The organism is Weissella paramesenteroides, from assembly GCF_036327715.1.
In the GTDB taxonomy this organism is placed as follows: Bacteria; Bacillota; Bacilli; order Lactobacillales; family Lactobacillaceae; genus Weissella; species Weissella paramesenteroides.
This window is the reverse complement of record NZ_CP130559.1, coordinates 1,727,944-1,743,251: the sequence shown is the minus strand read 5'-3', so window position 1 is coordinate 1,743,251 and position 15,308 is coordinate 1,727,944. Positions and strand designations below refer to the sequence as shown.

Annotated in this window: 12 protein-coding genes and 3 tRNA genes; 14 read left to right on the top strand and 1 reads right to left on the bottom strand. The window is 38.4% G+C overall.

What is annotated here, in order from left to right; genetic code table 11:
- Positions 1 to 161: 161 nt before the first annotated feature.
- The 13 genes from QRX23_RS08770 to QRX23_RS08710 all read left to right on the top strand — a co-directional run bounded on the left by QRX23_RS08770 (position 162) and on the right by QRX23_RS08710 (position 12,184).
- Positions 162 to 244: transfer RNA gene (locus QRX23_RS08770), tRNA-Tyr, on the top strand.
- A 7-nt stretch (positions 245 to 251) separates the two neighbouring features.
- Positions 252 to 324: transfer RNA gene (locus QRX23_RS08765), tRNA-Gln, on the top strand.
- A gap of 103 nt (positions 325 to 427) precedes the next feature.
- Positions 428 to 500, top strand: a tRNA-Gln gene (locus tag QRX23_RS08760).
- A gap of 205 nt (positions 501 to 705) precedes the next feature.
- Positions 706 to 1,476 (top strand): DUF975 family protein, encoded by a 771-nt coding sequence (locus QRX23_RS08755; protein ID WP_330155325.1) that lies wholly within the window; start codon positions 706 to 708, stop codon positions 1,474 to 1,476.
- 15 nt (positions 1,477 to 1,491) lie between these two features.
- Entirely contained in the window at positions 1,492 to 1,959 is a 468-nt protein-coding gene (locus QRX23_RS08750) for a SprT family protein (protein ID WP_330155324.1), read from the top strand.
- A gap of 60 nt (positions 1,960 to 2,019) precedes the next feature.
- Entirely contained in the window at positions 2,020 to 3,939 is a 1,920-nt protein-coding gene (locus QRX23_RS08745; protein WP_330155323.1) for an acyltransferase family protein, read from the top strand.
- A gap of 318 nt (positions 3,940 to 4,257) precedes the next feature.
- Positions 4,258 to 4,719 carry a MarR family transcriptional regulator gene (locus QRX23_RS08740; protein ID WP_140836532.1) on the top strand — a complete coding sequence of 154 codons (462 nt, stop codon included), beginning with the start codon at positions 4,258 to 4,260 and terminating at the stop codon, positions 4,717 to 4,719.
- Positions 4,716 to 5,633 (top strand): metal ABC transporter solute-binding protein, Zn/Mn family, encoded by a 918-nt coding sequence (locus QRX23_RS08735; RefSeq protein WP_330155322.1) that lies wholly within the window; start codon positions 4,716 to 4,718, stop codon positions 5,631 to 5,633. Before QRX23_RS08740 ends, QRX23_RS08735 begins: the two co-directional genes overlap by 4 nt.
- Positions 5,630 to 6,322, top strand: a complete 693-nt coding sequence (locus QRX23_RS08730) for a metal ABC transporter ATP-binding protein (RefSeq protein WP_330155321.1) — start codon at positions 5,630 to 5,632, stop codon at positions 6,320 to 6,322. Before QRX23_RS08735 ends, QRX23_RS08730 begins: the two co-directional genes overlap by 4 nt.
- A complete protein-coding gene (locus QRX23_RS08725) occupies positions 6,315 to 7,097 on the top strand; it encodes a metal ABC transporter permease (protein ID WP_330155320.1) in 783 nt (260 codons plus the stop codon). Before QRX23_RS08730 ends, QRX23_RS08725 begins: the two co-directional genes overlap by 8 nt.
- 137 nt (positions 7,098 to 7,234) lie before the next feature.
- Positions 7,235 to 8,866 (top strand): ABC-F family ATP-binding cassette domain-containing protein, encoded by a 1,632-nt coding sequence (locus QRX23_RS08720; protein WP_330155319.1) that lies wholly within the window; start codon positions 7,235 to 7,237, stop codon positions 8,864 to 8,866.
- Positions 8,867 to 9,291: 425 nt separating this feature from the next.
- Positions 9,292 to 10,662 carry a sugar porter family MFS transporter gene (locus QRX23_RS08715; protein WP_330155318.1) on the top strand — a complete coding sequence of 457 codons (1,371 nt, stop codon included), beginning with the start codon at positions 9,292 to 9,294 and terminating at the stop codon, positions 10,660 to 10,662.
- A 160-nt stretch (positions 10,663 to 10,822) separates the two neighbouring features.
- Positions 10,823 to 12,184 (top strand): MATE family efflux transporter, encoded by a 1,362-nt coding sequence (locus tag QRX23_RS08710; protein WP_330155317.1) that lies wholly within the window; start codon positions 10,823 to 10,825, stop codon positions 12,182 to 12,184.
- A gap of 52 nt (positions 12,185 to 12,236) precedes the next feature.
- Here the strand turns inward: QRX23_RS08710 and QRX23_RS08705 are convergent, their stop codons facing one another.
- Complete coding sequence (locus tag QRX23_RS08705) at positions 12,237 to 13,343, bottom strand: GntR family transcriptional regulator (protein ID WP_330155316.1); 1,107 nt, start codon at positions 13,341 to 13,343, stop codon at positions 12,237 to 12,239.
- Between the two features lie 344 nt (positions 13,344 to 13,687).
- Here QRX23_RS08705 and QRX23_RS08700 point away from each other — a divergent pair, with 344 nt between their 5' ends.
- Positions 13,688 to 15,307: a xylulokinase gene (locus tag QRX23_RS08700; RefSeq protein WP_330155315.1), complete on the top strand. Its 1,620-nt coding sequence runs from the start codon at positions 13,688 to 13,690 to the stop codon at positions 15,305 to 15,307.
- The last annotated feature ends 1 nt before the right edge of the window (position 15,308 follow it).

Here is a 15,308-nt window from a genome sequence, read left to right as displayed (position 1 = left end):
AGTTGAAACTTATTTATGGTCATCAATCTACCGACTTAGAATTGGTAGATTGGTGGCTTTTTTTGTGATCTAATAAATAACTATTAAAAAGTGCTTGCAATCTATTTTTTTTACTGGTATGATATAAGAGTTGTCGGGGCAGAAATGCTTGATACAAATATGGGGGTTTAGCGAAGTCCGGTCAAACGCGGTGGACTGTAAATCCATTCCTTCGGGTTCATAGGTTCGAATCCTATAGCCCCCATTATTATTGGGATATGGCCAAGTGGTAAGGCATCGGTTTTTGGTACCGTGTATTCGCTGGTTCGAATCCAGCTATCCCAGCTACAAAGAGTCAATGAGCGATTACGCTTGTTGGCTTTTTATTTACAATAATAAATATTGACAGTAAAAATAAATTGCACTAAAATAATTAAGTCGCAATCATTGGGATATGGCCAAGTGGTAAGGCATCGGTTTTTGGTACCGTGTATTCGCTGGTTCGAATCCAGCTATCCCAGTTATCGTATATCAAAGCATCTGTCCAGTTGAACAGGTGTTTTTTTATTGCGTATCAAAAAAATTGGTTGGCAAAATACAGCATTTAAAGTGTTTGGGTTATACAAAAAATTGATTGCCAATAAGATATAATGTTTGTTTAAAACCCATAAAATGCACGCTGAGATATGGTAAACTTAATAGAAATTGACTAATGAAAGGTGACCCATGTTTACAAATTATGATTTAAAAAAACAAGCGAAAATGCATGTGCTTGGTAGTAACTTTGGTACAGCTATAAAATTATCGGCTATCTTAATTATTTATCAAATTGTCACATTAGTTCGTGAAAATAATCAAGCATTATCAGATGCTACAAATCAGATGACCAATAACTCAGATAGCGCGACCGTTCAATACTCTTCGGATTTAGCACGGGAATCAATGGCGGCAGCGACACAGATTTTTACCACGAGTCTGTTATCTGAAGTGATTCTAGGTGTTTTTACTTTAGGAGTTGTTTGGACATTTGTTCAATGGCGTCGGAATGGTAAAGCACCTGAGAAGCCCTTACAAGAGAGTTTTAAATTTTGGAGCAAGCGGACGATCGTGGACATCGTTGTTTTGTTAGGGCTACGATTTATCTTCACTGTTTTATGGACATTTTTGCTGATAGTTCCTGGCATTATAAAAACATATTCTTATTCACAAGCACCATTATTATATGCTGATGATGTGCGTGCTGGTCGTGAAATTTCATCAATCACGGCTTATTTGAAAAAATCAGAAGAGATGATGCGTGGTTATCGGATGAAATTATTCTGGTTACAAGTGAGCTTTATTCTGTGGTGGATTTTCTCGGCATTGACCTATGGCGTTGCGGCAATATTCGTGGTGCCATACTATCAGGCAACTATGGCTGAATTTTATCTAGCGGTGCGAAACGGACAAACAGTACATAGGGAAACGATGCGCGCTGATGAAAATGATGAACTATAATTATTAAGTGATCAGATGACTAATCAAGAGTTACAACAATTAGTTGAACAAATATCTGTCGAGCAGTTTAGACAGCCTTTTGAACATCAAGCAACATTTAATACACGTTTACGTACAACTGGTGGACGGTATTTGTTAGCAACACATGATATTGAAATTAATCCCTTAATGCTTACGGCGTTTGATTTAAATAATCTGATTGGCATTATTAAACATGAATTAGTGCATTATCATCTACATACTCGTCATCTACCACATATGCATTGTGATAAAAATTTTAAACAGTTACTAAAACAAGTTGATGGATTGAGATATGCACCCACAGTCACTAAGCCGCAGAAACCCAAAAAATATTGGATATATGTGTGTGAAAATGGGCATAAAATATACCGGCAGCGTCGTATCAACACGACACGTTTTGTTTGTGGTGACTGCAAAACAGCGCTAAAATTAGCAAGGTACGGTTATTTAAATAATAATTAAAATTAGTCCATCTAAGTTATTAATTTATTAGAGTAGAATATTTATTTAGGAAGAGATAAAATGAACCAAAATGTAACAAATAAGCCACGTTATATTACTGGATTTGATGGGCTTAGAGCAATTGCGGTTATTGGCGTAATTATTTTTCACTTATGGCCAAAAGTTTTGCCTGGTGGTTGGATGGGAGTCCCATTGTTCTTTGTCCTATCAGGTTACTTGATTACTGATCTATTAATTCAGGAATATGATCGGAATGGGCATATTGATGTGTTGAGCTTTTATCGTCGTCGTATGAAGAGGTTATATCCAGCCCTCTTGATGATGCTATTTGCAACGGCAACATATATTGCACTATTTGCGCGAGATTTACTATATAATTTACGAGCAATTTTAGTTAGTAATATGCTGTATATTTATAATATTTGGGCAACAAAACATGGTGATTCCTACTTTGATTCGTGGGGCGGTTCTTCACCGTTTACGCATTTATGGTCATTATCAATTGAGGGTCAATTTTATTTGATTTGGCCAATTATTGTCATGTTGTTACTGGGTTTGCGTATTCGTAGAATTTCTATTGGGGCAGCATTGATTGGTTTAGCAGGAATTTCTGCCATTCTGCTCGGTGTGTTATATGATCCCATGAATATCAACCGTGCTTATTATGGTTCAGATACCCGGATATTTGCAGTATTATTTGGAGCAGCCCTTGCCTTTGGGTGGCCATCAAGGCGTATGAAGTATATTCTATCGCCGCGTGTGAAACGTAATTTAAATACTTTGGGAGCAATTGCTTTAGCTTTAACAATCATCACATTCTTCGGCTTAAATGGAGAATGGCGTACAACTTATATGGGATTGATGTTTGTTGCTACCGCAATCATTACCAGTTTGATTGCCATTACTGCTCATCCAGCATCGTTTCTTAGTCATGCATTAGATAATAAATTTTTGAACTACCTAGGGACACGCTCGTACAGTATTTATCTGTATCAATTACCAGTTTTTGTATTCTTTGATAAGCTAGTCCCACAACATGATACATTCTTGATGGGAATTTTAAAAATTATTATTGTACTTATTTTATCAGAACTTAGCTATCGCTATGTTGAAAATGTTTTCCGCAGGGTCAAGAAGCCAGCCTTAGGTTCTGGCACTTCATGGTACAAAACATTTTTCGGTTCACACTCCGTACAAGCGATGTTAGTTGTTGCAGTTATGTTGATTGCCGGTACGGGTTATGCTGTCTCGGCAAATGAGTCGGCACAGGCGAAACCCAAAAACACGCTTGAAAAACGATTAGATAGCAATAAAAGTCGCATTAACGAAGCGAATAAACGAGCAGTTGCACAGGCAAAAAAGGCGCAAAAAGAATCCAACAGTAAGCAAAGTAGTGCAAAATCTTCTAGCCAAAAAGTCAATCCAAATTCACTAACACAACAAGAGCGTGATTTGATGGGTAAATATGGTCTTAACGCTGATCAATTTACAGCAATCCGTGATAATCGCGTGACAGCGGTTGGTGATTCAGTTATGGTCGATGTTGCACCTGATTTGCAAGAACTCATGCCAAACACAGTTGCTAATGCAACGGTTGGTCGGCAACCATACTCAGTGCCAGAAATCTTACAATCATATGATAGTCAAAACTTATTGTCACAAAATATTGTGATTTCAATTGGGACCAATGGGCTAATTGGTGACAATGACTTTAATAAGGTTATGGATATTGTTGGCAAAGACCGTCAAGTTTATTGGATTAATGGCTATGCTAGTCGTGACTGGGTAACGCAAAATAATAATTTCTTGAGTACACAAGCAAAAACGCATAAAAACTTACACATTGTTGACTGGGCGTCGCTAGCTAAGGATCATCCGGAATGGTTAGGAGATGACCATGTCCACCCAAATACAAATGGTTCGGTACAATATGCAAGCTTAATTGCGAAAACAATGGCTGAACAAAGTCAAAAAAAGTAAATGAAATTTGTTTCGATGAGAGTGTTGCAATCGGCTTCAGTCTTTTAGAATACGCTTAAGATCATCAATCTACCAAGTTCAAACTGGTGGGTCGATGATTTTTTTAATGCGTTCCAAAAGTCTGAAGCCTTGCTGTAACAACAATTAGGGATTTCTGGATCTTCGCTTTGCTACGAACCAAAACCACCTAATTATTGTTACAATCGGCTTCAAAACAACTTTTGTCTCGCTCTTTTTTTAATTTTTAAAAAGAGTTGCACTAACTTTTTGTGCGTGTTATTATTAACTGGTTAATTAACCAGTTAAGGAGATGCGAAAATGACAGTAGAATCATATGCAAAACAGATTGATCAATTTTTAAATCATTTAAAATTACTTTCTGAAAATCAACGAGAAGTCTTAATTGGAGAGAATACAACCGATATTACCACCACCCAAGGACACTTATTAATGTTACTGGCTCAGCATGGTCCACAGACCAATTCTGAGTTAGCACGTGCCTTACATGTATCCGGTGCAGCAGTTACAAAGGCAATGAAGAGTTTGTACATCCGTGATGAGCCGATGGTGAATGTTATTCCGGATCCAGAAGATGGCCGGGTTAGTCGATGGTCATTAACAACTTTGGGTATTTCATTAGCGACGGCCCATACGCAGCGACATCGTGAAACAGTTGATGAATATCAAAAATTATTAGAGAATTTTTCGGACAGCGAACAAGCAGTTATTAGTCGGTTTCTAATCGAACTATCTGAACGTCTAGAGGGAGATAACAAATGAAAAATAGAAAATTACGCTTTATCTGGTTGCCAATTATCTTAGTTTTTGTTTTAATAGGCATAATTTTCTATCACACATGGCAAAACCAAGAAACTAACGTTGATACAAATAAGGATAAAATTAACGTTGTTACCAGTTTAGACAGTTATGGTGAGATGGCCAAGGCGGTGTTAGGTAATCAAGGTAGTGTGACAAGCATTATCAATAAACCTAATATGGATCCACACGAATATGAACCCACTACCAGTGTGGCTAAACAATATCAAAAAGCTGATGTGATTATTTCCAATGGTGGTGGCTTTGATAATTGGAGTGTGAATTTTGCAAAACAAAATAAAGATGCGAAGACAATTAATATTGCGAATCTTTATCATTATAAAGATGGTGAAAGTGGTGGTAATGAACATTTTTGGTACAAGACAGATATTACGACGCGCTTGACTAATCAATTGGTAAAGCAATATAGTCAATTATTGCCAAAGAAGGCAGCATACTTTAAAAAGAACGCGCAAGCTTATCAAGATAAGGCTAAGAAATTAGTCGATTTGCAAAATCAAGTGAAGGTGCAGTTAACTGGTAAAAAGTTACTGGCAACTGAACCAGTATTTGATAATACATTATTAGCTTTAGGTGCTAACATGCAAGATCAAAAGTTTGCTCGTGCCATTGAAGAAGGCGATGATCCGACACCAAGTGATGTTAGAGAGTGGCAGAACCTAATTAACCAAGGTAAAATTGCTGTTGTGATTGACAACCCACAGGCATCTGGCAAATTGGCTAAGCAAGGTGTTGACTATGCCAAGGCACATGGTGTACCTGTTGTGAAAGCACGTGAGACTAAACCAGCTAATACAACTTATATAGAATGGCAGATGCAACAATTAAATGCATTGAATGAGGCATTACAAAAATGATGATTTTAGATGGAAAGAACATTGGTATCAAATTTGATAACAGATGGCTCTATCAAAAAGTGGATTTCCAATTAAACCAAGCACATAACCTAGCCTTGATTGGAGATAACGGTGTCGGTAAGACGACCCTGATTCGTGCGATGTTGGGTAAAATACCGTTAACAACGGGTGAATTCAAGTGGTACGATGCAGAACAACATAAAATTGCCTATGTGCCACAATATCGTCCTGATATGCAAGCTTTCCCATTACGTATTAAGGACTTTGTTGCGTTAACTTTTGATCAAGGACTACGACCTTGGTTGTCTAAAGAAGAAAAAAGCCGCTTGCAACATATCCTTGAAATAACTAATTTAACTAATATTGCTGAACAACGAATTGACCATGCTTCAGGTGGTGAACGACAGCGAGCTTATTTGGCACAGGCATTAGTTCAAAATCCCAATATCTTAATATTAGATGAGGCAACAGCAAATTTAGATAATGTTGCTAAGTATGGTCTGATGGATGTTGTTGCTGCCTATCAAAAACGTTATCAATTAACAACGATCATGGTTAGTCATGATATTGACATTATGCAGCGATATGCAGATGAATATTTACTATTAACAAAGCAAGGTAGCGAGTATGGTAATATTGCCCAATTAGACATCGCAAAGTTACGTGAAGGAGGCGAGAATTTTGTTTAGTTTTCCTTTTATGCAACATGCTTTTATTGCCGGAACATTGATTGCAATCATGAGTGGCCTTATTGGGCCATTTATTGTTGCTCGACGAATGTCATTTCTTGCACATACGTTAAGTGAAATTGGTTTTGCTGGCGCTTCATTTGCACTGTTCATGAGCTGGTCACCATTGGTTGGTATGTTACTATTTTCAGTGGTTGCCTCGATGAGTGTGGGTGAACTTGGTATGAAAGAGCAGCGTTCGGAATCCCTGATTTCCGCAGTTAGTGCGGTGGCAATTGGATTAGGAATTGCCTTTCTGTCATTGTCTAATAAAAATGCAACAGCAGCGACAGGTATTTTGTTTGGCTCTATTTTCAGTATTAACCAAACGGATGTCTGGGAGGTCATTATCCTAGCGACATTAGTTATTTTGATAACTTTGATGATGTTCCGACCATTGCGCCACTTTGCCTTCGACTATACAACGGCGAGTTTTAGTTTAAAAAATATTCAGCTGGTTGAGGTGTTATTCCTCGGATTGATGGCGGTGACGGTTGCGGTTTCTGCACAAATTGTTGGTTCATTATTGATTTTTATTTTGATGATTTTGCCGGCAAGTTCGGCGATGCGTTGGGGACGAACCGTTTGGCAAATTATTGGTCTAGCAATCACCTTTTCAGTTCTTGGTGTTTGGCTTGCATTAGTTTTGTCATATTGGTTAAATTTGCCAGTATCATTTTTCATTGCCATTATCGAAGCGGGTGTTTATTTTAGCAGTCTCATTAGAAAAAGATAGTTTAGCCTACGTTATTAAGTCATTAAGCTTGCTTATAAATAAGCCATTTGATAGAGTTATTAGTGGTATGCTTGTATTTCACAAGTGATAATTTATATGCAAAAATAAAATGATAATTTGTAGGAGAAGAAATAAATATGCTAACCGTTTCGAATGTTTCAGTTTCATTCACTGGGAAAAAATTATATGACGATGTTAACTTAAAGTTTACGCCTGGTAACACTTACGGCATTATTGGTGCCAATGGTGCTGGGAAGTCAACTTTTTTGAAGGTGTTGGAAGGTAAATTGCAACCAACTACTGGTAATGTCTCGATGGATCCAAATGAGCGTATGTCATCATTGGTGCAAGACCATTTTGCGTTTGATGCATTTACAGTGCTAGATACTGTTATGCAAGGTCACAAAGAACTATATGATGTCAAAACTGAAATGGATGCGATCTATTTGCACGACCCATTCACCGACGAAGATGGTATTCGTGTGGGTGAGTTGTCGGCCCGTTTTGAAGAGCTAGATGGGTGGACAGCTGAAACTGAAGCAATACAACTTTTGCAAAGTATTGGTGTGCCTGAAAGTCAACATCAAACATTGATGTCAGATTTGCCCGAAGTTACTAAAGTTAAGGTATTGTTGGCCCAAGCACTTTTTGGTAATCCTGATATTTTGATTTTGGATGAGCCAACTAATGGTTTGGATACGAAGACAATTGCTTGGCTAGAAGATTTCTTAGCAGATTATCAAAACACAGTGCTCGTTGTTTCCCACGATCGTCACTTCTTGAATGCGGTTGCAACTATGATTCTTGATGTTGATTTTGGTAAAATCAAGCTCTTTGTGGGTAACTATGATTTCTGGAAGCAGTCATCAGAACTTGCTCAGCGTTTACAATCACAAGCAAATGCTAAGAAAGAGGAACAAATTAAAGAATTGCAAGATTTTATTGCGCGTTTCTCAGCCAATGCATCAAAGTCAAAGCAAGCAACTTCACGTAAAAAACAATTAGATAAGATTACGCTTGATGACATTCAACCATCATCACGTAAATATCCATATATCAACTTTGAAACGTTACGTGAAATTGGTAATGATATGCTGCGTGTTGAGGGTGTTTCTAAAAGTGTGGATGGTGTGAAAGTTTTGGATAATATTTCATTCACTGTTAATCCAAATGAAAAAGCCTTAGTTATGGCTGAAAATGACGTTGCTGCAACCATGATTTTAGACATTATTGCTGGTAAGGTAAAACCTGATTCTGGTCGTGTAACTTGGGGTGTGACAACTAGCCAAGATTATTTGGCTAAGGATATGGGAACGAATTTCCCCAATCCTGAACGCCCAATCTTAGACTACCTACGTGATTTTGCATCTAAGGAAGAAAGTGACAATACTTTCTTACGTGGTTTACTAGGTCGCATGCTCTTTAAGGGTGAGGATGCAGAGAAGACCCTGGATGTCCTTTCAGGGGGAGAAAAAGTTCGCGTGATGTTGTCAAAGCTTATGTTGACAAAAGCCAATGTGCTTATTCTTGATGATCCTACTAATCATTTGGATTTGGAATCAATTACGTCATTGAATGATGGCTTAATTAATTTCAAGGGTGGTTTAATTTTCACCTCACATGACCACACTTTTGCGCAAACTATTGCTGATCATGTGATTGTTGTTTCTGATCAAGGTGTGATCGATCGTGCTGAAACAACTTATGATGAGTTCATGAATCATCCAGAAGTACAAAAACAATTAGCTGCAAAAAATATTTCATTGTAAAAATAAATAGTAATGAAAAGTAAACCAGCTTTTGGCTTGTTTTCATTATGGCGTCCTACGTATAATTCTGTTGACGAATTTGTACGTAGGATTTTTTTGTGCATATGCAATGTGTTTAGAAAATTTTAATATTTAGCTTATTAATGGACTGAAACCGCGATTTAACAGACATTTGGGAGCGTTTGCATTAATAATTTGTACGCAAATTTGTATGTTTTGAACAAAACTCTTTTAATTTGTCCGCACAACATGTATAATAATGTTGTTGATGAAAACGGTTACAAATTTTCACAAAGTTTCAATTAGATTTAAATCATTGCAGGTATTCATTTTTGAACTTTGTTTTGGGGAACTCGTAATCGTTTTCAATTTAAAATTTTTAAGTTTAGGATTATGTGAAAACATGATTTTGGAGGGATTAGTTCATGTCTGAGAAGAAAATTTCAAGTAAATTTATTTACTTCTTCGGAGCCTTTGGAGGTATCTTATTCGGATACGATATTGGTGTTATGACCGGTGCATTACCATTCTTGCAAAGTGACTGGAATCTATCTGGTGGAGGTGTCACTGGTTGGATTACATCATCATTGATGTTAGGAGCTGTATTTGGTGGTGCGATTGCTGGTCAACTATCTGACCGTTTGGGTCGTCGTAAGATGGTTTTGTATTCAGCATTGTTGTTCATGGTTGGTGCTTTGCTAGCCGGTGTTTCACCTCATGATGGTGTTGCATACTTGATCTTCACCCGTGTGCTTTTGGGAATTGCGGTTGGTGCTGCTTCTGCTTTGGTACCAGCATATATGTCTGAAATGGCACCAGCTGAGAAGCGTGGAAGTCTTTCAGGAATTAACCAATTGATGATCGTGTCTGGAATGTTGATTTCATATGTTGTTGATTTCTTGCTAAAGGGTCTTCCTGAGCATATTGCTTGGCGTTTGATGCTTGCTTTGGCTGCTGTTCCTGCATTGATTTTGTTCTTAGGTGTTTTGCGTTTGCCAGAATCACCTCGTTTCTTGATCAAAGCTGGTCGTGTTGAAGAGGCTCATAAAGTGTTGACTTGGATTCGTCGTCCAGAAGAAATTGATGGCGAAATCAAGGCCATTAATGAAACTGCAAAGGTTGAGCAAAAAGCTGAAAAGTCAACTTCATGGGGTTCATTGCTAGAAGGTCGCTATCGTTACCTAGTTATCGCTGGTGTTATGGTTGCCTTCTTCCAACAATTCATGGGTGCCAACGCAATCTTCTACTACATTCCATTGATTGTTGAGAAGGCTTCAGGTCAAGCTGCTTCTGACGCATTGTTATGGCCAATCATCCAAGGTGTTATCTTGGTTCTAGGTGCTTTGCTATACATGGCAATCGCCGAAAAGTTTAACCGTCGTGGTTTGTTGATGATGGGTGGTACTGTCATGGGTCTATCATTCATCTTGCCAGCAGTTATCAACTCATTTATGGATACAAATCCAATGATGATCGTTGTATTCCTAAGTATCTTCGTTGCTTTCTATGCCTTCACTTGGGCACCATTGACTTGGGTTCTAGTTGGTGAGGTATTCCCACTAGCTATTCGTGGTCGTGCATCAGGTTTGGCTTCATCAATGAACTGGGTTGGTTCATTTGCGGTTGCCTTGATCTTCCCAATTATGACTGCATCAATGTCACAAGAAGCAGTGTTCGCTATCTTCGGTGTTATCTGCTTGGTTGCCGTTGCGTTCGTTATGTTCCGTGTACCAGAGACACGTGGTCACTCACTTGAGGAAATCGAAAAGTTCGGTGCCGAAAAGGAAGCTAAGTAATCAAATTGATTATCTAACTAATAATAATCAAACAAAACTCGGAAAATATTTTCCGAGTTTTTTTGTTTATTAAATAAACAAACTTATCAATAGACAAACGAATAAAAGCTATTCTATACTTAATTTTAATACATATTTGGTAAGTTAAGGAGCGGTAAGCATGCAAGATCTCACAAGTGGTAAGCCGGCAAAGGTCATTCTAATGTTTGCCATTCCCCTAATGCTTGGAAACATGGTTCAGCAATTATATAATATCTCGGACACGTTGATTGTTGGGCAGACCTTGGGCGTTAATTCATTGGCAGCAGTAGGGGCAACGGGTAGTATTCAATTTTTAGTTATGGGTTTTGTGCAAGGTTTTAGTTCAGGAATGGCGATTATTACGGCACAACGGTATGGTGCCCAGAATGTTCGTGGTGTTCGTGAATCATATGCAGCCAGTATTGTGGCTGCATTAATTATGTCACTGATTCTAACTGTAGTTAGTTTGGTGTTCATCGACAATTTGATGCATGCTATGCAGATGCCAGCGGCTATTTATGGGCAAGCTAAGTTATTCATCGGCATTATTCTAGCAGGGACGGTCATGACAATGGGATATAATGTGATTTCCAATGCCTTACGCGCCGTTGGTGACAGTAAAGCGCCATTATATTATTTAATTATTGGAATGATCGTAAATGTGTCCTTAGAGTTGCTGTTGATTCTTAAATTCCATTGGGGTGTTGAGGGAGCTGCAACGGCAACTGTGTTTGCACAATTTGTGACCGTGGTTATTTCACATTGGCACATCACCCGATACACAGATACATTACGTTTGAGTTGGTCAGACTTTAAGTTAAAAAAAGGTGATTTACGGCAACACATGATGGCTGGTCTGCCAATGGGGTTTCAGCAATCAATTATTGCCATCGGGTCGGTCACATTAGCAACGGCTGTTAATACTTTGGGAACTGATGCGGTGGCGGCAAATACTGCGGCCTCAAAAGTTGATCAAATCAGTACGCAATTATTGATGTCAGTTGGTGTGGCAATGGCAACGTATACCGCTCAAAATTTTGGTGCAGGTAAATATGATCGTATTCTAGAGGGGGTTAAGAGCTCCTTGAAGATGTCGATTAGTATGAGTTTTGTTTTAGGTGCCATTGAAGTTATTTTTGGTCGTATTTTAGTGACATTATTCGTGGGTGCAGGCCAACATGAAGTGATGGATTTGGCGCAAGAGTTTTTCTGGGCAAATGGGCCATTCTATTTCATTTTGAGTACCTTATTTGTTTTACGGTACACATTACAAGGACTTGGCGATGTGCGAACACCAACGTTTGCGGGGATGGGTGAAATGGTCATGCGAACAATCACCGCATTTGCCTTAGTTGGTTGGTTAGGATTCTTTGGAGCTAGTTTAGCAAATCCGTTGGCTTGGTTAGGTTCATTATTGTTCTTGGTGCCAGCATGGTTGCGAATGGTCAAACGATTACGTCAATTAATTAAACCAGCAGCAATAGAAGAGAATTTAAATTAAAGCAAAAAGAAGTTGGAACAAAAACATTTGTTCCAACTTCTTTTTTAATCTTTTAGTCTTTATCATCATCATCTGAAATTAACGGCGTTGCGGACGAGTTACGAACGATTATGTCAGGTTCATAAATGACATCGTGACCAGGTTGTCCATCGATAAGATCCAGCAGAATTTGTGCGGCATCTCGGCCCATCTTTCGTTTTGGGTGCCGGTTCGTCGTCAAGCTAGGCGTCATGTAGGTTGACAAGCTATAATCATCAAAACCTACGATAGCAACATCTTCAGGAATTCTGAATCCCAATGATTTAACCAAGTCAATGGCTTGAATGGCTAACGAATCATTATATAAAGCTAAAGCTGTTGGGCGATGTGGTGATTCTAAATAGCTCTCAATTTTATTCAAGATGAGGGCATTATTTTCTTCATCATCAGATTGGTACATGATGATATTACTATCCAGCGCGTAATCTGGCTGCGTTTGAAAAGCTTTGTAAAAGCCTTGCATACGATGAGCCCCTTGAATATCATCAACTTTAAATACACCCAAAATTCTTTTATGACCCTGCGCAATTAGGTGGCGGACGAGTTGCGCTTCAGAATCAATATCATTGACTTCTAGATAATTGAAGTCTGAGCTTTCATATTTAGAATTAATAAAGACAGTCGGTATATGTAACTGTTTGATTTGATCGTACAAATCTTGATTGGGATTGGGTAATGCAGACATGGTTGGTTCGATGATTAAACCACTGATCCCTGTTTCAATGATTCTTAGTAGGCTGCGTCGTTCACGATCAAACGTATTGTGGGTATTACTGATAAATAAAGCATAGCCAGCATCAGAAATTATTTGGTCAATACCACTAATGATTTCTGGGAAAATGTAGTCAGCCAAATGCGTTGTAATGACACCAATAACTTTGTTTTCAGTTTTTGCAGCTGGAATTTTCTTCCAATCATTAACATACATCCCATCCCCTTGGATACGGTATAAGTAATGCTCTTGTTCTAATCCCGCAGTGGCTCGTCTTACAGTATAACGGCTCACATTGTATTGTTCAGTTAAGTTTGCCTCAGTTGGTAATTTATCACCAATCGCAAACTTGCCAGAAATAATATCGTTGCGGAGCCCTTTCTTGACAATGTCGTATTTCGTGTCCATGTTTTGGTAGCTCCATTTCTAAAACGTAATAATAGTTTCATTATACAAAAAAATCACATGGTTAAAAAGCTATTTATCACTGATATTAAGTTGTTTATGGTGATATTTAGCAATGAAGCATAACCTATGATCAAACAGGTGCCTAGTTATGGTGAACTGTTGAGCAAATAAATAAAAAATTATTTGCTACAAATAGCGGTATTATCATGTTTTTAAAAGATGTATGGAATTATGCGTACAAATTTTTATCTTTTTGCTTGATTTGTCCGCACAAATGTTTTATTATAATACTTGTAAACGGTTACAAAAAATAACTTTGATTCTCATTTGAAGGGAACAGATTAATGAATAAAGAACAGATTCAAGAACAAATTACTACAGGGCAGGCAGCCTTGGGTGTTGAGTTTGGTTCTACTCGTATTAAGGCAGTGCTAGTTGCATCTGATTCATCAGTTATTGCAGTTGGTAGTCATAATTGGGAGAACAAGCTTGAAAATGGTGTTTGGACATATTCTTTGGAAGATGTCTGGTCAGGATTACAAAGCGCATATAAGAATTTAACAGAAGTTGTTGCAGATGAATATGATGTTCAAGTCACAAAGCTTTCATCATTTGGAATTGCAGCGATGATGCACGGATACTTGGTATTTGATAAAAATGATAAGTCATTGGTACCATTCCGTACATGGCGTAATGCAATTACTGGTGAAGCAGCATCAGAATTGACGAAATTATTTGACTTCAATATTCCACAGCGTTGGAGTATTGCTCATTTGTATCAAGCAATTTTGAATCAAGAAACACACGTTAAGGAAATTAGTTTCTTAACAACGTTGGCTGGTTATGTTCACTGGCAATTAACTGGTGAAAAGGTCATCGGTATTGGTGATGCTTCAGGAATCTTCCCAATCGATGAGGAGACTCATGATTATAACCAATCAATGATGGATAAGTTCAATTCATACAAGTCAGTGCAACAATATTTGTGGCAGTTACGAGATATCTTGCCAACAATTAAGTTAGCTGGTGAAGAAGCTGGTCGCTTGACTGAAGCTGGTGCAAAGTTACTTGATCCATCTGGTAATTTGCAAAGTGGTGCCGTTGCTGCAGCTCCTGAAGGGGATGCTGGTACAGGAATGGTATCAACGAACTCAGTTAAGAAGCGTACTGCGAATGTATCCGCAGGTACTTCAGCATTTGCCATGGTTGTCTTGGAAAAGGAACTATCTCAAGTTAACGAGAACATTGACATGGTTACGACACCTGATGGATCACCAGTTGCCATGGTGCACATTAATAACAGTACATCAGAAATCAATTCATGGGCTCGTGTCTTTACTGAATTTGCGGCTGCCATTGGCGCAACTGTTACTGGTGGTGAAATCTTCAGCGCATTGTTCAACAGTGTTTTGAAGTCAGATCCAGATGCTGGTGGTTTGTTAAGCTACGGTTATCACTCAGGTGAGAACATTACTGGTATGGACGAAGGTCGTCCATTGTTTGTTCGCACACCGAATGCTAAGTTCACGCTTGCCAACTTGATGCGTATGCATTTGTATAGTGCCTTTGGTGCTATGAAGATTGGTTTGGATGTCTTGGCAAAGGAAGAGGTTGCCATGGACTCAGTTGTTGCTCAAGGTGGAATCTTCACAACACCAGTTGTTGCCCAGAAGATTTTAGCTGGCGTAATGGACACACCTGTAACCTTAATGAAGAATGCTGGTGAGGGTGGTCCTTGGGGAATGGCAGTTTTGTCACAATTCGTTGTCAGCCACAAGGATGGTCAATCACTTGCTGATTACCTAGAAGATGAGGTATTCCAGTCTCAAGAAAGTACGACAATTGAGCCAGACCCAGAAGATGTAGCTGGATTTGGTAAGTTTATGGATCAATATAAAGCTGGTCTATCAATTGAACAAGAAGCAATTGATAAGATGCCAGTTGAGACATCTAAGGAGGATTAAT

Coding starts and splice junctions, on each gene's coding strand:
- QRX23_RS08710 (WP_330155317.1), top strand. CDS start 10,823: ATGCAAGATCTCACAAGTGGTAAGCCGGCAAAGGTCATTCTAATGTTT.
- QRX23_RS08715 (WP_330155318.1), top strand. CDS start 9,292: ATGTCTGAGAAGAAAATTTCAAGTAAATTTATTTACTTCTTCGGAGCC.
- QRX23_RS08745 (WP_330155323.1), top strand. CDS start 2,020: ATGAACCAAAATGTAACAAATAAGCCACGTTATATTACTGGATTTGAT.
- QRX23_RS08750 (WP_330155324.1), top strand. CDS start 1,492: ATGACTAATCAAGAGTTACAACAATTAGTTGAACAAATATCTGTCGAG.
- QRX23_RS08740 (WP_140836532.1), top strand. CDS start 4,258: ATGACAGTAGAATCATATGCAAAACAGATTGATCAATTTTTAAATCAT.
- QRX23_RS08730 (WP_330155321.1), top strand. CDS start 5,630: ATGATGATTTTAGATGGAAAGAACATTGGTATCAAATTTGATAACAGA.
- QRX23_RS08700 (WP_330155315.1), top strand. CDS start 13,688: ATGAATAAAGAACAGATTCAAGAACAAATTACTACAGGGCAGGCAGCC.
- QRX23_RS08735 (WP_330155322.1), top strand. CDS start 4,716: ATGAAAAATAGAAAATTACGCTTTATCTGGTTGCCAATTATCTTAGTT.
- QRX23_RS08720 (WP_330155319.1), top strand. CDS start 7,235: ATGCTAACCGTTTCGAATGTTTCAGTTTCATTCACTGGGAAAAAATTA.
- QRX23_RS08705 (WP_330155316.1), bottom strand. CDS start 13,343: ATGGACACGAAATACGACATTGTCAAGAAAGGGCTCCGCAACGATATT.
- QRX23_RS08755 (WP_330155325.1), top strand. CDS start 706: ATGTTTACAAATTATGATTTAAAAAAACAAGCGAAAATGCATGTGCTT.